The organism is Acinetobacter sp. P1(2023), from assembly GCF_028367635.1.
Classification (GTDB): domain Bacteria; phylum Pseudomonadota; class Gammaproteobacteria; order Pseudomonadales; family Moraxellaceae; genus Acinetobacter; species Acinetobacter pittii_E.
The window spans coordinates 148,299-170,210 of the sequence record NZ_JAQNDD010000006.1; the positions used below are offsets into that span (position 1 = coordinate 148,299).

Sequence of the window (21,912 nt, forward strand, 5' to 3'; positions counted from 1 at the left end):
TATTCCCAAGCAATAAAAAAACCCAACATAGTGTTGGGCTTTTTTAAAGAGCTTTAAGCTCTTTTTTTGGTTGTCTTAAATACTGGATAAAAACGGAATAACTGCCATAAACAGACCAGTAATAGTAAGAGGAAATAGACCAATGACCAAACTGGTAAAGATTGACCTAAAAAGGTCCAATCAATTGCTGCACATTCACCTGAACCCGACAATACTTCTTGCAAAACCGTTTTCATTGGTAAGGCATCAATTAGATAATTTAAACCTGGGCCACAGCTTGGTACTTGATCTGGTGGTAAATGTTGCAACCAGACATGACGTCCTGCCACACCCACTGACCATAAAATTGCAATGCCTGCTAAAAATGCATAAAAACGTTTAACCGCATTTGAAACTGGGTTATGCAAAAAGGCAATCAGTGCTACAAGGCCCATCGCCATTAAGCCAACACGTTGAAAAATACAGAGCGGACATGGCTCTAAACCTTTTACATGTTCCAGATACAACGCAAAAGACATGCCGACAATACTTGCTAAAACAAGTAGTCCACTCACCAAACGGTAACTTAATCGCATGTAAAACCTCGTTTTATTATCGATATTGTTCAAGATATTGATCAAAACTGACCTGAGTATCTTGTTCAAGTTGTTCTTGCTGCTGTAAAGATTGTGCAGCCAATTGTTCAAAATGTTTCAAAGTGTCCACACTAAGCTCATGCTGTTCATAACTTTCAGCATGTAACTGAGCCATGTGGCTACCAAAACTCCAAGTTCCACCATGCTTTAACGTATCGTCAATAACATGTGCAGACAAAGTCTCATCAACTTCATCAATTCGTGCTTGCATGACCGCTAAAGCTGAACTATACAAGTTCGTTGCATAGGTCTGATCGAGTAACTGCGCACAATCTTGCATTTTTGCAATATACAGACGTGCCCAATCTTCGATGTGATATGACCCAGTTAAATCTGTAATGGTTGCGTTCGGCGCTCGGCCTCGGTTTACCACTTCTGTCTGATTTTTCTCAACCAAGTCTTGTTCAGGACATAGCAAGTCTGGGCTATCACTTAACAGACAATAAAGTGCTAACACTTCAAGAAAGCCTGCCGTCGTTTCATCAACGCCAATTGCCGAGTATGGGTTTACATCAACAGCACGTAATTCAACATAACCCACTCCTCGATTTTTCAAAGCTTGAGACGGTGTTTCACCTGCTTGAGGCACCTGTTTTGGACGTACTAGACTGTAATATTCATTCTCGATTTGCAAAACATGGTCATTAATTTGCAACGGCTCACCAGAGGCATCATTTAACCCTAAACGGCTAAATGGTGGGTAAGGAGAATGAACGGCTTTTTGTAAACCATCCAGATAGCCCGTCAAATTGTTGTAATGAATACCTAAGCTTTTTTGAGCCGAGTTTTGATAACCCAATCGTCCCATACGGAGTGCTGTAGCATACGGCAAATAATATGAACCTTTGATTAAAGGCAACAAATGATGTTTATGTCCGGTCAAGAAACAGCGACATACTGTTGGACTTGCGCCCACCAAGAACATCACTAACGGTGTTAAACGAATGAAGTTACGAATAAGCCCAAAATAACGATGGCTACGATAATCCTGCAAACTTAATGATTTTAATTGTTCGTCAGTTTCATGAGCTTGTAGCTCAGCAAAAAGTGTATCTGGGAAAGATAAGTTGTAATGCACCCCTGAAATGGTCTGCATACGACGACCATATCGAATTCCTAACCCACGGCGATATAGTGTTTTAAAACGACCAATATTAGAGGTGCCGTATTGTGCTAGACGAATCCGTTCTTCATTGTCGTCTAACATACATGGCATCGAAAGCGGCCAGAGTTTTTCACCATTTTCTAAATGACGGTGCACAACCGCATGAATATCGGTGAGCTCATGCAAAGCTTCTTCAATCGTTGGCTTAGGTGAAGTAATAAACTCCATCAACGCTTCTGAATAATCAGTCGTAATTTGTGGATGTGTTAAAGCTGAACCTAATGCCTTCGGATGTAACTCTTGCGATAAGAACCCATTACTTTGCATACGTAGGCTTTCACGCTCTATTCCACGTAACATGCCTTGTAGTAGCGACGAATCCACCCAAGCAGGAATAACTGATTGAGATGGTGTAGTGGGTTGACTCATGCATTTGCTCGCTTATTAAAGATCACTATATACAAAATCGTGAGATGATACGGCTATTTATATAATCACATCATTCCAGTTTGGCAATTTTTATCACAATCTTGTTATTTAAGACACGAAAGAATTGTGATTTTATTGAAGAATAATTGCTAAAGAGTTGTCAATATCATGAACGAACAAGACATTTTAAATTTCTGGTTTTCTCCTGAACACCGTTCACTTTGGTTTGCGAAAAGTGATGATTTTGACAAAAAAATCCGTGTAAATTTTTCTGACGTTCATCGACAGGCAACTCAAGCAGAACTCTGGTCTTGGCGAAAAACAGCAGAAGGTCGTTTAGCAGAGATTATTGTACTAGACCAATTTTCTCGCAACATCTATCGTGATCAGCCTCAATCTTTTGCCTATGACAGCTTGGCATTAGCGTTGGCGCAAGAGGCCATAAGTTTGCAACTCGATGCACACCTTAATCCAGAGCAACGCTCTTTTTTATATATGCCGTTTATGCATAGTGAATCAAAATTGATTCATGAGTTTGCCTTAAAATTATTTCAACGCCTCGGCAATGAAATTAATTTAAGCTTTGAGAAAAAGCATAAAGTCATTATTGATCGCTTTGGACGCTATCCTCATCGAAATACCATTCTCGGGCGTGTTTCCACTCCAGAGGAAACCGAATTTTTATTAGAACCGAACAGTAGTTTTTAAAACTTCTTAATTTTTAATGCTGAGTCATCTATTTTTTAATGCTCAGCTGGGAGTTCATCATGAAATATCTCTCTCTTTGTTTAGCCTTAGGCACTGCCTTAACTTTAACTGCGTGTGCAACGACTCCAAGTAAACCAAAAACCTTTGATCAGCTTGGGCAGTTTTCAGCATATCCTCTAAATGCCCAAACGTTCCGTATTAGTTTTCAAGCCGATTCAAATATGAGTTATGGCAGAGCTGAAGAAATCACCTTGGTGAAATCTGCACAAACGACCGTACAAAAAGGTTTCCGCTTTTTTAAAGTACTCAATGACCCAAGTAATCAGAGTCAAAAACCACCACGTCAGGCTGTGATTTATCCATCTGCTCCAAGTTTTTATCCTTATGGCTACGGTCGACGCTATCCAGGTTTCTGGCATGATCCGTTCTATGATTACCCACAAGTGGTCAATATCGATCCTGTTCAAGTGTCGTATACTATTGAATGTTATCGGGATCAAAAACAGGCTCCTCAGGACGCTTTTGATGCAACCTTGATCTTGAAATCAATCGGTCAAAAATATGGATTGAGTCCGACAGGAGCGCTGTTGCCACCGCCCGAGCCTCCAGTAAAACAAAAATGAATAGGATAAATGTATGAGCATGGTAGAAGAAGTCCACCACGTGCCCAGTCTTAAACGTAGCAAATATTTTGCCACTCTAGCGCTAATTATCGTCGTTGTGCTGTGGGTCGCACTGATGGTTGCCGACCGGTTTCTGCCAGAGTACACAGATTTTATTCATATTTTAATGCTGGGTGCTGAAGCAGGTGTAGTCGGTGGTTTAGCCGACTGGTATGCGATTACCGTTCTGTTTCGTAACCCATTTGGTAAGCTGCCAATTCCTAAGTTTTTACGTGACCACACCGAGATTATTCCACGCAACAAGGCACGTATTGCAGAGTCAATGGGCCGTTTTGTACAAGAAAATTTTCTTTCGCCTCAAGTGGTCGAACGTAGCTTAGAAAAAACTGACTTAAGCCTTGCAATTGGTCAATGGTTAGCAAGTCCACAAAACAATACACAAGTGGTAGAGCTCATTCAGCAAACTGTGCCGAAAATTTTTGAATTTGTTAGCCAAGAGCAAATTGCTAATTTTGTGCAAAATAACAGCGTGCAATGGGTACGTAACACTCAAGTTAATAAACTCGCAAGTGAAATGCTGCGTGCAGTATTGGAAAATGATTTCCACCAAGATGTATTGCAGCGAGGTCTGGATATCGCTCATGAGTGGGTAGTACAAAATCCGGATAAAACTCGTGAATTAACCAGAAAAATGTTTAAAGCGTTAGGCGTATGGTCTCTTGCAAGAGGTGCAAGCTGGATTGGTATTGACGTTCAACAACGCACCATCGACTCCTTGGTTGAAAAAGTGGAATCGATGCTGGCAGACCATAAACACCCATGGCGACAAGAAATTGAAACCATAGCTCATTCACTCATGCTTGAGCTGGCAAAACCAGACAGCGTTGCGAGTCAGCGCCTTAACAGCGGTAAGGATGCGTTGCTAGACAGTCCGCAGGTTCTAAATTTTATTAGTGGTGCTGTCACGATTCTGTGTGATGCCATTAAAGAAGATTTAATGAAAGAAGACTCTGGCATTGCAATGAACTTAAGAGCGGCTATCCAGCAACTGGGTGAAAACCTTGTTCAGAATGTAAAAGTACGTGAAGTTCTCAACAAAGAAATGACAGGACTTGCTATGAATTTTACGGATCAATATAGCCATAAAATCATACGCTATGTGAGTGAGCGCATTCATGAATGGGATTCGCGCGAAATGATTGGGAAAATTGAAAATGAAGTCGGTGGCGACTTACACATGATCCGAGTGAATGGCGTTGTAGTCGGTGCATTTATTGGTTTGACACTCGGTGTAATTCGGGCAGTGATTGAATCAATTTTATAACTTTAAATATTTTAAAAAAGAGAACAATATGCTACAGCTAAAGTCAAAATTGGCCACTCAAGGCGTAACTATTTTTAGTACCATGACGGCACTGGCACATCGTCTAGGTGCACTCAACCTGTCACAAGGCTTTCCAGATTTTCCGGCACCACAGGCCCTGCTGGAAGCCCTATCTCAGGCGACTTTAGCTGGACATAATCAGTACCCACCCGGTGATGGTATTCTCGGTTTACGGGAGCAACTCGCTTTACAATTTCAACAGCGCGATCAGCTTCAACTTGACCCTGTAACTCAAATCACGATTACTCCTGGCGCAACCATTGCAATTTTTTGTGCCATACAGGCCTGCATTACTGCAGGTGATGAAGTGATTATTTTCGACCCAAGTTATGACAGCTACGGCCCTTCTGTCGAGTTAGCAGGCGGTAAAGCAATTCATATTGCTCTGCAAGCACCTGACTTTAAAGTGAACTGGCAACAAGTTAAAGATTTGATTAATGACAAAACCCGTATGATTGTGGTGAATACTCCTCATAATCCAACAGGGATTATCTGGGCAAAACAAGATTGGTTAGAGCTTATTGAACTGATTCGAGATAAAAATATTGTAGTTTTATCTGATGAAGTCTATGAACACTTAGTTTTTGATGGTCAGCAACACTTTAGTGCATTGCATTTTCCAGAACTCAGAGAGCGTAGTTTTGTGATTGGGTCTTTTGGAAAAACCTTTCATGTGACGGGCTGGAAAACAGGTTATTGCGTCGCCTCACCTGAGTTAATGCGTTTATTCCGCCAGATTTACCAATATGCAAATTTCTGTGGCACGACACCTTGTCAAATTGCTCTAGCGCAATATATGGAGCAACATCCAGAACATATTCAAGAGCTTTCGCAGTTTTATCAAACTAAGCGAGATCGGTTTAATCAGGCGATTCACAATAGTCGTTTTTTACTAAAACCATCTCAAGGTACTTACTTTCAAAATCTCGATTACAGTCAAATTAGATCCGACTTAAACGATGTGGAAATGTGCCAATTTTTAGCTGAGCAACATAAGATCGTGGCTATTCCAGTTTCGGTTTTCTATCAGCAAGCGCCTGAGTCTTTACGTTTGATTCGATTCTGCTTTGCAAAAAATGATGAAACTCTGCAAAAAGCAGGAGAAATCTTGAATGAATGTTAATAAATTTAGCCACTTAGCACTGTAAAAATACTACAAGTCATTCGCTCCAACTATGCTAAGTTGAATATCCGCCCCGCTCATCAAAGAGATGGGCGATGGAGAATACATGCCACCAAGACAGTCTTTAATTCATCAGCAAAATCTATGGAAAGCATTTTTTGTTTTCTTATTGCCCCTCATTGCAACCAATATTTTACAGAACTTGTCGGGAACGATTAACACTATCTTTGTTGGTCAAATGCTGGGAGTAGATGCGATTGCTGCCGTCTCGGTTTTTTTCCCTATTTTATTCTTGCTCCTTGCTTTTATTATCGGGATTTCAACCGGTACTACTGTTTTAGTGGGACAAGCATGGGGGGCGCAAAATATAGAGAAAGTCCAAAGTGTGGTTGGCTCTACCCTGTTTATGACACTGATTGGTGGGGTAATTACCGCGATTATCGGTGTGTTTTTTGCCCATGATATTTTAGAGTTATTAGGTACAGATCCAAAAGTGATGCATCTTTCTTTGCCCTATGTGCAATGGATGCTTGCGGGTAGCCCGCTTCTGTTTGTATATATTATCTATACCTCAATTTTACGTGGTGTAGGCGATAGTACTACCCCTTTGCTGGCCCTTGCTTTAACCAGTGTGATTGGCTTAGTTATTACCCCAATATTACTTAAAGGTTATTTTGGTTTACCCGCTCTAGGGATTATTGCGCCAGCAATCGCAACGATTACGGGCTATGTAGCTATTTTGATTTTTCTCGCAATTTATCTGAACAAGAAAAATCATCCACTTCGCCCGAATCGTCAGCTTCTGCAACATATCCGTCATAATCCAGAACTGAGCAAAATCATTTTGCGCTTAGGTGTCCCAACCGGTATTCAAATGATTACCACCTCAATGGCGGGTTTGGTTATTGTTGGACTGGTCAACCGTTATGGATCACATGCTACAGCAGCGTATGGTGCAGTGAATCAGGTACTCAACTACATTCAGTTTCCTGCCTTATCCATCTCAATTGCAGCTTCAATTTTTGCAGCACAAGCGATTGGCGCTGGCAAATCAGATCTGTTAGCACGGGTAACCCGCACAGCTTTAGGCATGAACTTCTTATTTACAGGTGCCTTAATTGCACTTGGCTATTTATTTTCAAAATATTTAATGGCTTTGTTTATTACCGACCCAACTGTGGTGGTATTAGGGCAGCAACTTTTATTTATTGTACTTTGGGCAATTTTATTCTTTGGTGCAGGTGCGATTTTTGCATCGATCATGCGTGCTAGTGGAACTGTGACTGTTCCAATGCTAATCAATATCTCGGCTATTTTATTTATTGAAATTCCATGTGCTTATTGGTTTAGCTCAATATGGGGCCTTAAAGGCATCTGGGTTGCCTATGCCTTGGCATTTGTCAGTTTATGTATTATCCAAGGCCTGTATTACCAATTTATCTGGAAGAAAAAGAAGATCAAAGTTCTTATTTAGAATGATCTAAACCATATAAAAAAAGCCATCAATTGATGGCTTTTTTAATTTAAATCTTATTTCATTAATTTGGTCACAATGGTTGAAGCACGTTGATATCCTGTTGGGAACAAACGCTGAAATGCATCAAGAATTTTTGCGTCACTACCAATCAATAAACGGCGTTTATTTTTCAAAACGGCATCCAAGATTTGACGTGCAGCTTCTTCTGGTGGAGTACGTAGTAACTTGTCAAAGTTTTGGATCGATTTCGTCGGGTCCATACCCAAACTACTCAAGCTATCACTCATTTTTGCAGCTTTAGCAATATTGGTGCGAATTCCCCCCGGATGTACGCACAAAGAGCTCACACCACTTTTTTCGATATCTAACTCTTGGCGTAATGATTCGGTAAAACCGCGTACAGCAAATTTAGTTGCGTTATAACCAGATTGAGTCGGTTGAGCAGTCAGACCAAATAAGCTTGAGATGTTAATAATATGGCCATCTTGAGTCTGCTTAATGAACGGTAAAAATTCTTTAGTACCGTATACGACACCCCAGAAGTTAATCCCAACAATCCACTCTAAATCTTCGTAGGTCGCACCCTCAACAGTAGAGCCTAATGCAACGCCAGCGTTGTTAAAAATCAGGTTAACAGAACCGTGATCTTGTACAGTTTCTTGCGCCCACTGCTTTACCGCTTCGCGATCAGACACATCAAGCTTTTTGGTGGTAACAGTAATATCACTGTACGGTTTTAAAAGCTCGACAGTTTGTTGTAATCCTTTTTCATTAATATCACTCAACGAAAGATGGCAGCCCTGTTTTGCCAAAAGAATTGCTAACTGTTGCCCAATGCCAGAACCTGCGCCCGTAATTGCAGCGACTTTGTTTTTAAAATTTTTCATTGTCCATCCTTTGTTTTTCGATATTTGCACAATCGGTTCATTGCATGTGCAGTTTAGACATCTTCAATATAATTTTGACAATATCCATTGTCAATATAGTACACTGTAATTTCAGATAGAATGGCACAATTCTTCTGAGCGCTTTATCATAGTGAGCATATTTGGCCAAAACCTATAAATTAGGAAACGACTTATTTATGACGACTAACGACTCAACCAGTAAAAAGAAAACAAAAAGTGTGAGTAAAGAACGTCAGTTCAAAGGTTTATCTCTATCTGAACGTAAAGAAGCACGCCGCGAAAAACTGATTGAAGCAGGCATTGCGACCTACGGAACGCTCGGTTTTTTTTCAGTAACGGTAAAAGATGTCTGCCAAGAGGCAAAACTCACAGAACGTTATTTTTATGAATCATTTAAGAAGAGTGAAGATTTATTCCAAACCATCTTTTTAAAAATGATTGAAGAATTACAGCAAAATCTGATGCAAGCCGTGATTAAAGCTGCACCCGATCCAGAAAAAATGGTTGATGCAGGTTTAAGAGCACTGCTGACTACCTTAAAAGATGACCCAAGATTAGCTCGCATTGTCTATGTCGATGCTGTTTTGGTACAAGAATTACATAATCAAGCCACTATTCAAGAAACACTCGCGCAATTTGATCGCATGATTCAGGCCTTCGTTATGCTGACCATGCCCCAAATTCAACACCATGAAAATGAGCTCTCTTTAATCGCAACTGGTTTGAATGGATATGTCACTCAAATTGCGATTCGATGGGTCATGGGAGGGTTTAAGCAGTCTCTTGAACAGGTTTTAACCGCATGCCGTATCGTTTTCTTATCTTTATTAGCGCAAGTTTCAAAATAATATTAAAGTTTTTTGACAGCTATAAATGGGACAAACCAGTTAAACCTTTAATATAGTAACTTATTGAATGTTTTTAAGAATTCTCTAAGTTATATGTCATAATTTGGTCATACCTTTGCCTTGGTTTTGTCACAAATTATTGCTAAATTCAATTTTATAGACTTTTCTGCAATGAAATTGTCATAATTAATCTTTGTAATAAGCCTGTCATAACTACAAAACGGTTCACCGTTAAATCTATAGGATATTGCGTTGTGAAAGATGACTACATTTTAATTGTCGATGATGAGCTTCCTATTCGCGAAATGATCCATACTTCTTTGGACATGGCAGGCTTTCAATGTTTACAGGCAGAAGATGCCAAACAGGCTCATCAAATTATCGTCGACCAACGTCCGGCGCTTATCTTGCTTGATTGGATGTTACCTGGAGGCGTAAGCGGTGTCGATTTATGTCGCCGCTTAAAACGCGATGAGAACCTAGCAGAAATTCCAGTGATTATGCTCACCGCTCGCGGAGAAGAAGACCACAAAGTACAAGGTCTTGACGCGGGTGCAGATGACTACATGACTAAGCCTTTTTCAACACGTGAACTGGTTTCACGTATTAAGGCGGTCCTGCGTCGTGCTAATGCATTAAGTGGTGAAAAAACAATTGATGCCAATGGTTTAATTCTTGATCCTGTGAGCCAGCGTGTTAGCTTTGGTAACAGTATTTTAGATATGGGTCCAACTGAATATCGCTTACTTGCGTTTTTTATGACCCATCCAGAGCGTGCATATACGCGTGCCCAGTTGCTCGATCAAGTATGGGGCGGTAATGTATATATTGAAGACCGCACTATCGATGTGCATATCCGTCGTTTGCGTAAAGTACTAGAACCTTTTGGTGTTGACCGATTTGTTCAGACCGTACGTGGAACTGGCTACCGTTTCTCTACACGTGCAGATTTAGCCGCAGGTTAACCAAGATTTATGTATGAACCCTACCCCGTCCCTGAACAGGTACGTGAACAAAAGCTTTCTCGCTACAGTAGTTTATGGACGTTTGCCAAACAAGATTTACGGCTTTTATTATTTTTTCTAATTATTGCCGGTTTAGTCGGTTTAGGTGTCGGGTATTTCTGGAGTTGTATTTTTATCGCCTTTGTGGTGTTTTTTACACTCCAGTTGCGTTCTTTATATCTGGTCAATGACTGGATTGCAAATAAACCTTATGACGTTCCTCCAAATCTTAATGGGATTTGGGGGGCATTATTATTTAACGTCTACCGTGCTCAGCGCCAAGAACGAATTGTTCAGGCCGAAATGGTCGGTTTAATTGACCGAGCACAGTCTTCATTAGTTGCGCTTGCTGAAGCGGTTGTACTCATTGATGACCAACATCAAATCGAATGGTGGAACCCTGCAGCTGAACGTTTGTTAGGAATCAGTCCTCTCGACCGTGGTCGTAACTTATTAACGATTTTACGTCAGCCAACCTTTATTGAATATTTTAACAATATTGATCAGGCACCCGACGGGATTAAGCTTCACTCAAATTTTGATGATGACCGCTATGTGCAGGTTAAACTCACAAGATTTGGTGGAGAAAGTCGTTTATTAGTCGCTTACGATGTGACTCGCATGCACAACCTTGAGCAAATGCGTAAAGACTTCGTCGATAATATTTCTCATGAACTTCGTACCCCGCTAACCGTACTCAGTGGTTACATCGAAACGTTTACCGATCAGGAAGATATTAGTCCACGCTGGAAACGTGCGTTTGATCAGATGCAGTCTCAAACTAAGCGTATGAATGCTTTGGTGAATGATTTACTGCTGTTATCAAATTTAGAAAATAATAAGAAAATTGCGAAAAATCAGATTATTGAAATGCCGAGCTTAATGAATCAACTCTTTGATGATGCTCAGGCCTACAATGCCGATTATGGACATACGCTCAATTTACATATTGATAGCCACTGTGACTTGATTGGTTCTGACATGGAAATTGCCAGTGCATTTAGTAATTTAATTACCAATGCCATCAAGTACACACCAAAAGGTGGAACGATTACGATTGGCTGGCACGACGATGGCGAACATGCTTACTTTAGTGTACAAGACACAGGTATTGGTATTAACCCTAAGCATTTGCCACGACTAACTGAACGCTTCTATCGAGTTGACAGTGACCGTAGTCGCCAAACAGGTGGTACAGGTTTAGGTCTTGCGATTGTAAAACACGTGCTGATGCAACACGGCGCGTATTTAGATGTGCAGTCTAAAGAAAACGAAGGATCAACATTTACCGCAGTTTTTCCAAAAGAAAGACTATATAACATGACTTAAAATTATCCCCCGTACATATAAAAAGCCGACTTATGAAAAGTCGGCTTTTTTGTATTAGTTAAAACCAATTTACTTAAAATTAGAGCAATACGATTTGCTCTGATTTTTCTCAATTACGTTTAAAAAACTAGTGGCAAACGTATTGCTCTGGCGCAATGCATCGCGATGATCTCCGCCATCAATTGTTTGATAGATAGTTGGTTTTTTTAATTTACATAACTGTTGGTAATAAGCTGATGTCCCTCTAGGGTCGACTAAATGATCTTTAGAACCTTGAACAATCATTAACGGTACAGTAGGCACCATATTTTCAATGGACTGTTGTTTTAGATAAGCCAAAAGAGGTTTTAAGTCTGCATCAGGTCGAAATATGCTCGAAGGCGATTTCTTCAAATCAGATTGGAGTTCAGATAAACAGCGACTACGTGCTTGAGTCAGCACCGTGTTCATTTCTGGACTAACTAAATTTTCAGGAACAATACTTGGCTCCGCTGCTTGTGCTCCCAACAACACAATTGGGAAAAATGCGGCTACACTAGGTTCTGGATTTGGGTGACTCAACACATATTCTGCAATGCCTTCATATTGATAACCACCCGGAGCAAGTGCAATCGCTCCTTTTAAATCTAATTCGGGAGCATCTTTCTGACCATAAGTCGCCACTGTAATTGCCGCAGCTCCACCCTGACTATGCCCCATTACCAACCACTGTTTATTAAAATCTTTAGGCTTAAGCACATGTAATGCCCGCACAGCATCGACCACCGTATGTAGCTGGCTCTTTGCATTCATATAAGGATGTGCACCTAAAGTACCTAAGCCTTGATAGTCAGGTGCGACAACTGCATAGCCACGTGCCAACCAACCATCTAAAGCTTTAGAAGCAACTTCTTGATATGTATGAACTGGTCCACCAACATAATCACCCGAAGGTGCACAGGTATCAGCAACTCCTGTCGTGCCATGTGCCCAAGCAAGTATCGGCCAGCCATTTTTTGGTGGTGTTCCTTTCGGTAATAAAATAAAAGCCGATGCCACGATGGGTTCGTTCTGAATACCTCGACTACGATAATTGACTAACAAACGTTGATCGGCATGAGGAAATAAATCCGTCACTTTTTGTTGTTCTATAGAGAGTATTGAACCCGGTTTTTCGCTCACAATTTGCTTACCCAAATCTGTAATTGGAGCAGCCATAGCAGAACCTGACACCAAACAAGCACTGCTAAATAAAATTTTTAAAAAAGAATTACTTTTTCTAATCAAGGGATTACTCCTCTATTATTAATATTACATCTATTTAAATAATTAATTTATAAAATATAAATTACCATAAAATTATCTATATTTATATTCAATAACTAAATACTTTGAATATTATTGCTGAAATTTGATAAAAAAACTTTTAAGAATATCTAGTATAAATATAGTTGCAAAAAATTAATCCCATTTAAATAATAAAAAATATATGCTGATATTTTCTTAATTACGATAGTGATTAAAATGTCAAAACAATATAAATTTATACCGTACCTGATTTGTCTTATTCTCGGTTCTCTACCTATCCATAGCTTTGCAGACATACAAGTCTATGGTCCTGGTGGCCCAGCCCCAGCAATGAAAGAAGCTGCCAAACAATTCACCAAAAAAACGGGGATAGCAGTCCATGTGACTTCCGGCCCAACTTCTCAATGGTCTGATAAAGCGAAATTAGATGCCGATGTGATCTATAGTGGTTCCGAGGCGATGATGTCTGATTTTGAAAATGCTTTTTCTGAACAAATTATAAAAGACTCGGTGGAACCTTTATATTTACGTCCCGCAGCGATTTTAGTGAGAAAAGGAAATCCTAAAAATATTAAAGGATTTAAGGATCTCACTAAACCCGGTGTTAAAGTTTTAGTTACGCATGGTGCAGGTCAAGTCGGTATGTGGGAGGATATTGCGGGTAGAACCGGAAATATTCAATTAACAAAATCTTTTCGAAAAAATATTGTCACCTACGCTGCCAACACAGGTATTGCCAAGAAAAATTGGGAAGAAAATAGCAGCTACGATGCTTGGCTAGTCTTTAATATTTGGGGAATTAGTAACCCAGACGTAGGGCAAATTATCCCTATCGAGCCAGAGCTAGTTGTCTATCGCGATACAGGTGTAGCATTAACAAAACATAGTTTAAAAGATGCTGAAGCGAAACGTTTTGTAGAGTTCTTATCGTCTCAGCAAGGTAATATTATTTTCAAAAAATATGGTTGGACTAAATAATTTAAAATTATTATTTCGGCTCTATCTAGAATATATTCGTTTTTAAGTTGAATATAATAACGACTTAATTTTTGTATTAAAAAAATAAACCCTGAATAATTAAATTCAGGGCTTATTTGTATTATACAGGCTATAAAAGTGATTAAACTGTATGACCCATGCGCTCGCCCATTACAACCACAGACTCAGCTTTAAAACGTTGTTCCCATTCGATCTTATCTTTTTCAAATAATATAACTGCGGTAGAACCTAAATAAAAACGTCCAAGCTCAGCACCTTTTTCTAGCTTTAACTGATGATGCTGTAATTCGATACGACCTGAAGGTTTCACTTTACCTGTTGCCACAGTTTCAATACCAGCAACAATCATTGCACCCACTAAAACAACCGCCATACGGCCAAGTTCAGTATCAAACAAACACACCATACGTTCATTACGAGCAAATAAACCCGGTACATTTTCCGCAGTGACTTGATTTACCGAAAATAGCTCGCCGGGTACATATAACGTTTCTGTTAATGTCCCTGCAAAAGGCATATGCACACGATGATAATCACGCGGTGACAAATAAACTGTAGCGAACTCACCGTCTTGGAATGGCTGAGCAAGCTGTGGATCACCAATGAGTTTCTCTACAGAAAAGCTTTGGCCTTTGGCTTGAAATACTTCACCCGCAGTGATTTTACCAATTTGGGAAATCGCACCATCTGCTGGAGACACGATGCTATCTGCATTTTCATCAACTAGACGTACACCTTCTTTTAATGCACGGGTAAAAAAGTCATTAAAAGATTTATATTTCAATGCATTGCCTTGTTCAGCGATTGATAAATCAATCCCATATTTGGTTTTAAATGCATGAATAACAGCGGCTTTCACAACTGGATTTTCACTCGCCGCCACTTTACCTATCACACGGCTCAATTGATGCTGTGGTACAAGATTTTGTGCCTTAATAAATAATTCTTTTTTTAATCGAGATGTGAAACTCACGACGGTGATTCTCCAGTAATAATAGGACTATCGAGGCGATTGCCCCATTCACTCCACGCACCATCATAGGCTTTTGCTTCCCAGCCCAAGAGTCTAGCCAGAATATAGGCCAAACCGGAACGGTGATGTGACTGGCAGTACACAACTACAGGTTGATGTAAATCAAACCCCAGTTGTTCAAGGCGCTGCCGCGTGCGTTCAAGCGGATGCAATTTTAGATGATTTTCACGATTAAGTGCAGTACTCCATTCAAAATGGAGAGCATTTGGAATGTGACCGCCGCGTCGCGCTGCTAAACGGACACCACTATATTCATCACTCGTGCGGCAATCCCACAATTGCACATTTTCTTGCTCAACTTGTTTGCGCAGCTCTTCATAGTTCACTCGGAACTGAGCAGCATGCGATAAATCAATCTGAATTAAGTCTGCAACAGGAGAAACTTTTTCGACTTCTGCTGTGGTTGGTAGCCCTGCTCCTAACCATGCATGGATACCGCCATTAATTAAACTGGTACGGGTGAATCCTAAGCAATGCAAATTCCAGATTAAACGCCCAGCCCATGCTCCGCCTTCATCGTCATAGACCACAACATGATGATTAGGTGAAATATTCAATTTTTCAATCAGTGCTTGTAAGCCCGCTTCATCCGGCAAAACACCAGTAGCTTCTTCATGTTGAGCTACCAACCATTTTGGTTGTAAGTGAATGGCATGTGGAACATGAAGTTGTTCATAAACCGATGCACGGCTCAAATCTACAACGCGAATAAATTCATTGCCTAAATAAGGCACTAACTCTTCTGCTTCTATTAATAAACCGAGTTTAAAATCAGGGAGTATCATCGTCATGGTTTCTTTTTATACCAGCTTAATTTCATATTAGCATAAGCATATATCTAACAAACTCTGATTTTCTGCTACGCTTTAGCAGAAAATCAGATATCAGCATTCTCACTTTTAAAAATAAAAAATAGCGAGACTACTTTTTACTTAAACCACTTCTTCAAGTTCTTCGATTTCAAAAACCTGACGTAAATAGGCCAAGAACGTATCATTATCAGTCATGGTCTTACCTGGACTGTCAGAGATTTTCGCAACAGACTGACCATTACATTCAACAAGTTTCAACACAATATTGAGCGGCTTTTGGCCCATATCATTGGTTAGGTTAGTTCCAATACCAAAACTCACCTGAAAACGATCTTTAAAGTATTGATGCAACTCCCATGCCTTTGGCAAATTAAGACCATCACTAAAGGTCAGCATTTTGGTTTTGGTATCAATTTTTAATTTACGGTAGTGCGCATAAGCCTTATCACCCCATTCATACGGGTCACCACTGTCATGACGCAAACCATCAAATAGTTTGGCAAAATACAGGTCAAAATCACGTAAGAAGGCGTCCATCCCCACCACATCAGTTAGGGCAATTCCTAAATCTCCACGATACTCTTGCACCCATGTTTCTAAAGCAGCTTTTTGGAAATCACGTAAGCGGACATCAAGCGCCTGAAACGCTTGTAGGAATTCATGAGCCATGGTTCCAATTGGTGTAATGTTAAGCTCTTTAGCCAGTAATACATTACTTGTACCACGGAACACATTTGGTACAGTTTTATGAAAAGCTGCTACGACATGTTTTTGCCATGCAAAGCTATAACGACGACGCGTACCAAAATCAGAAACTAAAAACGGTGGGTCATTCGGATGTTGAGACTTTTCATATTGCTGAATCAATTCGAGTTTTGCTTGTAAACGGCGTTCGCCTTCAGCCCAAACTTGATCTGTTTTGATACGGCTAAAATATAATTCGTTTACAATAGCCAGAACGAAAATCTCGAACATCATAGCTTGGACCATTGGTCCTTCAATATGAATATCTAGTCGGCCTTCCGCGTCAATACTTGCCTGAATAAAACGTCGTTTGAGTTGGAATAATTCTAAATAATCGACAAAGTCACTTTTAATAAATCGTAATTTTCGTAAATATTGTAGCTCGTCTTCTTTATATTTGAGATTACATAAATGGTCGAGTTGCTCGTTTAAGTCATCCAAAATATCCACTAACGGATAAACTGTATCTTCTAAGTTTCTGCAACGAAAATGATAGACACTATGTGTTTGCGGGAATTTATGCAAAACCACTTGTAGCATCGTAAATTTGTACAAGTCTGTATCTAGTAAAGAATGGATAATTGGAGACATAGTCAATGATTATTCGCTTGCTTCTTAGCATTAAAGCATATTTTTATGGATGAATTGCGAGGTTTTATACCATTGTTGCAGTTCCATGAAATTTCCTTTTAAAAATCATTTAATTTAAATTCTGCTAAACTACATTAATTCAATTAATTATAGAAATTTGCTTTAACTATGCGCGCTTTAATACAACGAGTTCTTGAAGCCAAAGTGGTCGTAGACGGTGAAACTACAGGCGAAATCCAACACGGCCTACTGGTGTTTTTAGGCATTGGCCGAGATGATACTTTGGCTATTGGCCAAAAGCTTATTGATAAGATTTTGAAATATCGAATCTTTGATGATGAGCAAGGCAAAATGGGCTGGAATGTATCTCAAGCAAATGGTGGAATCCTGCTTGTGTCACAATTTACCTTGATGGCACAAACACAAAAGGGATTACGTCCAGATTTTGGTCCAGCAATGCCACCTAGCGACGCAAAAGCTTTATACGAGCAATTGGTTGAATATGCGCATTCTCAATTTGAAAAAGTTCAAACTGGAATATTTGCTGCTGACATGAAAGTACATTTAATAAATGATGGTCCAGTGACATTCAATCTGGAAGTTGAAGCATAAATATAAAAAAACTCCCAAAACGGGAGTTTTTTATAGCTGGATATTAGCGACCAGTTTTCTCTTTAATAAAAGCACGCGCCTGACGTACTTTATCTTTTACTGGTTTTGGTAACTTAGGTGGAATGAGCTTAGCAACTTGGTTAAACCATACCAATAGGCTGAAGTCACCTTCCATTTTAATACTGCCTTCTTGCATCCCCGTCATAAATGCTGTTGGGTCACCTTTGATCAAAGTTTTTACACCTTGCTCACTGTCTGCAAATTGCAAAATAAAATCAGCTTTTTCAGGTGAGCCAGCGACTGTATCGATGTGACCATTGTTAATAATAATTTGGCGAGCAACACCTAAATCTGTACCGATCTGAATACGGAAAGCACGGTCATGAATCAGTTCAATAAACTTAGGGCTAGTACGCGCCAACTGCTTCATACGCAGCACTAAACCTGCTACCAATAAATCTAACGGGTCTGTACTGACATCAACGAGAGGTAACTTGACTACAGGTATAGAAGAAAGTTTCATGAACATTCACGCCTATTGTATTTTTATGAAAACTTTAGAGCAAAACTTAGCAAGGCCATACCATTGCTTATGTTTTATGCCTCAATTGATAATTTTTTAGCTGACAACGCAATCTAGATGAAACGTCAACAGACACATCTATCGTAGCATAACTGGCTATTTTTTAATAAATGCTTTGTATAATAAAAATCACGTTTCGTAAATGAAAAAGGCATGCTGTGCATGCCTTTTTACCTTTAGATAACAATTTAATTATCGGCTAGAACATTGCTGCTGATCATCTTCATATACTGGCGTGTGTTCTATATATTGGCGATTTGCCAAAGCCTTTTGTGCTTGTTTATCCTCACGTAACAAAATAAATGTAACCATTACCATCGCTAGACTTAGTGCAGTTAAATAACTATATGTGACTGGCATCTCAAAAGTGACTTGAACTCCAAAACGGACCACTTCCAATAGCCCCCAAAAGAACATCCCTGCAAGCATAAAACCAAGCCAACGACGGTAAGGAGAAAAGAAAACAGCAACAAGCGCGACAGCAATTAAGCTGAATCCGGCGATAGCGGCAAAATTCGCTGTTACCATAGAAACCTCCGTCTTAATGAAAACGTCTAAAAACATTCGGTCTTTAATACCCGACCTCATTCCAAAAACAACTTTAATTCATGATTTGTGTTGAAGCTTAGGATGCATTATGTATGTTTTTTTTTAGAAAAAAAGACCCGTTTTTTCTTAATGCGACATACTTTGTCGCAACATTCTTTTGTCATTACATTTTTGTAAAATTCAAAAAGTTCGATTCCCTATATGGCATCAATTCTGGCGTGTCATTACAAAAAAATATGCTGTTTTTAAGGATCAAAATAAGTTTTTTTCAGTTTTTTTTATTGCCTTTTTTCTGTGCAAAATTCTGTCATAACTTGCTTGTTTTTATGACTATTCTGCATAAAAAAAGCGCTACTCTGAAGTAGCGCTTAAAGCTTATCCATATAGGTTAAGCACGATTTAAATCTTTGTCATGCATACCGAGTAGATAAAGTACACCATCTAAACCCACACTTGAAATCGCTTGATTTGCATTTTGACGTACTAATGGTTTTGCACGATAAGCAACGCCCAGGCCCGCAATAGCAAGCATTGGCAAGTCGTTTGCGCCATCGCCTACTGCCATCGCTTGCTCTAGAGAAATACCCATTTTATTCGCAAGCTCGCGTAATAGCTCAGCTTTACGGGCACCATCAACAATCGCACCTTTCACTTCACCTGTTACGAAACCGTCTTGCACATCTAAGATATTGGCATGAACTTCATCAATACCCAGTTTGCCTTGTAAATATTCAGCAAAATACTGGAATCCACCTGATAAAATTGCCGTTTTATACCCAAGTGCTTTTAAAGTCGAGATCAGGCGTTCTGCACCTTCAGTAATGGTTAATCGCTCTGCAATTTTAGGTAAAACAGCGGCATCAAGCCCTTTTAATAATGCGACACGTGCGCGGAAACTTTGCTGAAAATCAAGCTCACCTTGCATCGCTCTTTCAGTAATTTCAGCAACTTGAGCGCCTACCCCTGCTTCAATCGCCAACTCATCAATCACTTCTTGCTCAATTAAGGTTGAGTCCATATCAAAACACACTAAACGGCGATTGCGTCGATAAGCGTTGTCTTCTTGAACAGCAACATCAATATTTAATTCGCTTGAAAGAAGTAAACATGCAGCACGCATAGCTTGTGCATCTAAAGTTGGGCCACTACTTAAACCAAACTGTACACATGCACGGCGTGGGAATGCGCTATCCTTTTCAAAGTCGACACGACCTGATAAACGCGTTACCGTTTCGATGTTAAAGCCTTGGCTAGACACAATTTGTGTAACCGCTTGTAAATGTGCAGCAGTGAGTTCTGGGGCTAAAGCCGTGACGATATAACGAGTACGGCCGCCTTCGCTTACCCATTGATCGTATTCTGCGCCCGTGATTGGTTTAAAGCGCACTGTTAAGCCAATATCATGTGCTAAAATCAGAATCTCTTTCATTGCCAATGCGGTCGCAGTTTCATTATCAGAAGCGACCACAATGCCTAATGTAAGTTGATTATGAATAACAGCCTGACCTACATCCAGTATTTGCAATGAATGTACGGATAGTACTTGCATTAATCGGGTAAACTGGTTTGGTTGGTCTGGTCCTAAAAAGGATATAAGAATGATTTCTCGCATGAATTGACTCTAGTCTGAGTGACAACTATTGTAAGAATCATAATCGAATTTCAATATAATTGCCTTGGAAGTTTAACTTGATTGCGCCTAGACAAGGGCTATTTGCTAGCCTACTGATCGTTAGTTTTGCATTGCATACCTTTTTATTGGTCATTGCAACGACACACCAGCTTAATGAAAACCGTGCGAGTCAAGGTCAGCTCATGACCAGTCAGCTCGTTGCAGACAGCTTATCTGAGCTTGAACCTGCCAATACGGTGTCTTTAGCTCTGATTGCCAATCGCTATGCGACCAATCCAAGTGTTGCGTCTATTCGCATTCTTGATGCTAACAAACAGGTTCTAGCAACGAGCGGAATTTCAAAAACCCGCCAAGGCGAGATTTTTGCTCGTGATGCCCTTCAAAATGAAAAGAAAGTAGGGTCTATCGAAGTTACGCTGATCCAGCCAAGTATTGGAGAAATTCTTCGTACACAATGGCTTGCAATTTTAGCTTCACTATTTTTGCATGTTTTATTATGGCTTGCCTATCGCGCGATTGCTCGTCCAACCCGTAGCGAATATTTGGCACGTATTAATGAAGAAAACCGCTTGAAGCATGAAATTCAGCAGTTAACTCAAGCATTGGCTCTAGAAAAGCAAAATACGGTCACGTTGGTTGCACAAGCACAGCAACAAGCAAAAGCTAAACCAAAGGTTCGCCCACAAACTGAAAAAACTTCAGATTCAGTTGATCAACATACTTTGGCACTCAATATCCAGTTTTATGACCCTAAACAGTTATTAAGCAGTGTTAACCAATCTGTTTCTGTGCCTTATTTCAAACTCTGTCAGCTCTTTTTAAACAAGAGTATTGAGTTGTGCGTTAAGCATTACCAATTGAAGCTAACCGATATTGAAGTGGTAGACGAGTTTAATGCCGACGGTGCGACGCTTGCGATTTCAACGTCGCATACGCATGCCGTAGAGTGTCTGCTCATGATTGGAACTGTCTTCCAACTACTCTCTGACGTTTTATATAAACGTTACCGTGAAGATAAACGTTTCGCACTGCAAACTCGTAGTGCAACGTGTAACGCTGTAGAAGCCATGCAAATTGATGCGAAAGAAGCTGCTCAACGTTTAGCACAGCATCTTCATGCCAAAGAGTCGGCTTTATATCTTGAGAATGATCAACTCAAGGCGATTCAAGACAGCTATCAACTTGTTGCAATGCCAAACCCAAGCAATGTGATGACTCGTCATGCATTTATGATCAATGGCATGAATGCAGAGTGTGCTGAACTTGCTCAAAATATCCGGACTGAAATTTTAATGGGTAAAAAATCAATCCCACAAAATGATAGTCCAAGCAGTGCAGCTTCATAAAAAATAACTGCGCATACCAGAACCTAGCCTTTTGGCTAGGTTTTTTTATTTAAATTCATAGCTTTTATTTAAAACCCCTCCTTTTTTTTATGATTTATTTGTATAAATAAATCTCGATCTATTCTTAAGTGTCACAAATTTGGATAAATC

21 protein-coding genes are annotated in these 21,912 nt (G+C 39.8%); 11 read left to right on the forward strand and 10 right to left on the reverse strand.

Features of this window, described 5'->3' with window-relative positions; all coding sequences use genetic code 11:
- Positions 1 to 53 precede the first annotated feature (53 nt).
- Positions 54 to 575 carry a disulfide bond formation protein B gene (locus tag POD11_RS11135; protein WP_002121896.1) on the reverse strand — a complete coding sequence of 174 codons (522 nt, stop codon included), beginning with the start codon at positions 573 to 575 and terminating at the stop codon, positions 54 to 56.
- A gap of 16 nt (positions 576 to 591) precedes the next feature.
- Positions 592 to 2,169 (reverse strand): glutamate--cysteine ligase, encoded by a 1,578-nt coding sequence (gshA, locus tag POD11_RS11140; RefSeq protein WP_239969811.1) that lies wholly within the window; start codon positions 2,167 to 2,169, stop codon positions 592 to 594.
- A gap of 168 nt (positions 2,170 to 2,337) precedes the next feature.
- Between gshA and POD11_RS11145 the strand changes: the two genes are divergently transcribed.
- The 5 genes from POD11_RS11145 to POD11_RS11165 all read left to right on the forward strand — a co-directional run bounded on the left by POD11_RS11145 (position 2,338) and on the right by POD11_RS11165 (position 7,481).
- Complete coding sequence (locus tag POD11_RS11145; RefSeq protein ID WP_262457208.1) at positions 2,338 to 2,877, forward strand: DUF924 family protein; 540 nt, start codon at positions 2,338 to 2,340, stop codon at positions 2,875 to 2,877.
- A 59-nt stretch (positions 2,878 to 2,936) separates the two neighbouring features.
- Positions 2,937 to 3,500 carry a CC0125/CC1285 family lipoprotein gene (locus POD11_RS11150; RefSeq protein WP_262457209.1) on the forward strand — a complete coding sequence of 188 codons (564 nt, stop codon included), beginning with the start codon at positions 2,937 to 2,939 and terminating at the stop codon, positions 3,498 to 3,500.
- A 13-nt stretch (positions 3,501 to 3,513) separates the two neighbouring features.
- Positions 3,514 to 4,824 carry a DUF445 domain-containing protein gene (locus POD11_RS11155; RefSeq protein WP_262457210.1) on the forward strand — a complete coding sequence of 437 codons (1,311 nt, stop codon included), beginning with the start codon at positions 3,514 to 3,516 and terminating at the stop codon, positions 4,822 to 4,824.
- A gap of 28 nt (positions 4,825 to 4,852) precedes the next feature.
- The gene (locus tag POD11_RS11160; RefSeq protein ID WP_262457211.1) at positions 4,853 to 6,007 is read left to right on the forward strand and encodes a pyridoxal phosphate-dependent aminotransferase; all 1,155 of its coding nucleotides are present in this window, start codon (positions 4,853 to 4,855) and stop codon (positions 6,005 to 6,007) included.
- 106 nt (positions 6,008 to 6,113) lie between these two features.
- Positions 6,114 to 7,481 carry an MATE family efflux transporter gene (locus POD11_RS11165; RefSeq protein ID WP_224992199.1) on the forward strand — a complete coding sequence of 456 codons (1,368 nt, stop codon included), beginning with the start codon at positions 6,114 to 6,116 and terminating at the stop codon, positions 7,479 to 7,481.
- A gap of 56 nt (positions 7,482 to 7,537) precedes the next feature.
- Here the strand turns inward: POD11_RS11165 and POD11_RS11170 are convergent, their stop codons facing one another.
- A complete protein-coding gene (locus tag POD11_RS11170) occupies positions 7,538 to 8,371 on the reverse strand; it encodes an SDR family NAD(P)-dependent oxidoreductase (protein WP_262457212.1) in 834 nt (277 codons plus the stop codon).
- A gap of 197 nt (positions 8,372 to 8,568) precedes the next feature.
- Between POD11_RS11170 and POD11_RS11175 the strand changes: the two genes are divergently transcribed.
- From POD11_RS11175 to phoR, 3 genes are all read left to right on the forward strand, one after another.
- The gene (locus tag POD11_RS11175; protein WP_262457213.1) at positions 8,569 to 9,240 is read left to right on the forward strand and encodes a TetR/AcrR family transcriptional regulator; all 672 of its coding nucleotides are present in this window, start codon (positions 8,569 to 8,571) and stop codon (positions 9,238 to 9,240) included.
- A 254-nt stretch (positions 9,241 to 9,494) separates the two neighbouring features.
- Positions 9,495 to 10,205, forward strand: coding sequence for a phosphate regulon transcriptional regulator PhoB (gene phoB / locus POD11_RS11180; RefSeq protein ID WP_000650776.1), 711 nt, complete (start codon positions 9,495 to 9,497; stop codon positions 10,203 to 10,205).
- A gap of 9 nt (positions 10,206 to 10,214) precedes the next feature.
- Positions 10,215 to 11,573 (forward strand): phosphate regulon sensor histidine kinase PhoR, encoded by a 1,359-nt coding sequence (gene phoR / locus POD11_RS11185; protein ID WP_068564604.1) that lies wholly within the window; start codon positions 10,215 to 10,217, stop codon positions 11,571 to 11,573.
- A gap of 69 nt (positions 11,574 to 11,642) precedes the next feature.
- Here the strand turns inward: phoR and POD11_RS11190 are convergent, their stop codons facing one another.
- Positions 11,643 to 12,839, reverse strand: coding sequence for a lysophospholipase (locus POD11_RS11190; protein ID WP_262457214.1), 1,197 nt, complete (start codon positions 12,837 to 12,839; stop codon positions 11,643 to 11,645).
- A 237-nt stretch (positions 12,840 to 13,076) separates the two neighbouring features.
- Here POD11_RS11190 and POD11_RS11195 point away from each other — a divergent pair, with 237 nt between their 5' ends.
- Positions 13,077 to 13,838 (forward strand): AcfC family putative adhesin, encoded by a 762-nt coding sequence (locus POD11_RS11195; RefSeq protein WP_262457215.1) that lies wholly within the window; start codon positions 13,077 to 13,079, stop codon positions 13,836 to 13,838.
- Positions 13,839 to 13,980: 142 nt separating this feature from the next.
- Here the strand turns inward: POD11_RS11195 and asd are convergent, their stop codons facing one another.
- The 3 genes from asd to pncB form a co-directional block, all read right to left on the reverse strand.
- A complete protein-coding gene (gene asd, locus POD11_RS11200) occupies positions 13,981 to 14,832 on the reverse strand; it encodes an archaetidylserine decarboxylase (RefSeq protein ID WP_262457216.1) in 852 nt (283 codons plus the stop codon).
- The gene (locus POD11_RS11205) at positions 14,829 to 15,677 is read right to left on the reverse strand and encodes a sulfurtransferase (protein WP_262457251.1); all 849 of its coding nucleotides are present in this window, start codon (positions 15,675 to 15,677) and stop codon (positions 14,829 to 14,831) included. The genes asd and POD11_RS11205 overlap by 4 nt, the downstream gene beginning before the upstream one ends.
- Positions 15,678 to 15,824: 147 nt before the next feature.
- Complete coding sequence (gene pncB / locus POD11_RS11210) at positions 15,825 to 17,039, reverse strand: nicotinate phosphoribosyltransferase (protein WP_262457217.1); 1,215 nt, start codon at positions 17,037 to 17,039, stop codon at positions 15,825 to 15,827.
- A gap of 168 nt (positions 17,040 to 17,207) precedes the next feature.
- Here pncB and dtd point away from each other — a divergent pair, with 168 nt between their 5' ends.
- Complete coding sequence (dtd, locus tag POD11_RS11215) at positions 17,208 to 17,651, forward strand: D-aminoacyl-tRNA deacylase (protein ID WP_032005029.1); 444 nt, start codon at positions 17,208 to 17,210, stop codon at positions 17,649 to 17,651.
- A gap of 43 nt (positions 17,652 to 17,694) precedes the next feature.
- Here the strand turns inward: dtd and POD11_RS11220 are convergent, their stop codons facing one another.
- The 3 genes from POD11_RS11220 to serB form a co-directional block, all read right to left on the reverse strand.
- Positions 17,695 to 18,174: an SCP-2 sterol transfer family protein gene (locus POD11_RS11220; RefSeq protein WP_262457218.1), complete on the reverse strand. Its 480-nt coding sequence runs from the start codon at positions 18,172 to 18,174 to the stop codon at positions 17,695 to 17,697.
- Positions 18,175 to 18,426: 252 nt separating this feature from the next.
- The gene (gene aciT / locus POD11_RS11225) at positions 18,427 to 18,762 is read right to left on the reverse strand and encodes a ciprofloxacin tolerance protein AciT (protein ID WP_002119105.1); all 336 of its coding nucleotides are present in this window, start codon (positions 18,760 to 18,762) and stop codon (positions 18,427 to 18,429) included.
- A gap of 409 nt (positions 18,763 to 19,171) precedes the next feature.
- A complete protein-coding gene (gene serB / locus POD11_RS11230; RefSeq protein WP_005078729.1) occupies positions 19,172 to 20,395 on the reverse strand; it encodes a phosphoserine phosphatase SerB in 1,224 nt (407 codons plus the stop codon).
- Positions 20,396 to 20,454: 59 nt separating this feature from the next.
- Here serB and POD11_RS11235 point away from each other — a divergent pair, with 59 nt between their 5' ends.
- The gene (locus POD11_RS11235) at positions 20,455 to 21,762 is read left to right on the forward strand and encodes a hypothetical protein (RefSeq protein WP_224992208.1); all 1,308 of its coding nucleotides are present in this window, start codon (positions 20,455 to 20,457) and stop codon (positions 21,760 to 21,762) included.
- The last annotated feature ends 150 nt before the right edge of the window (positions 21,763 to 21,912 follow it).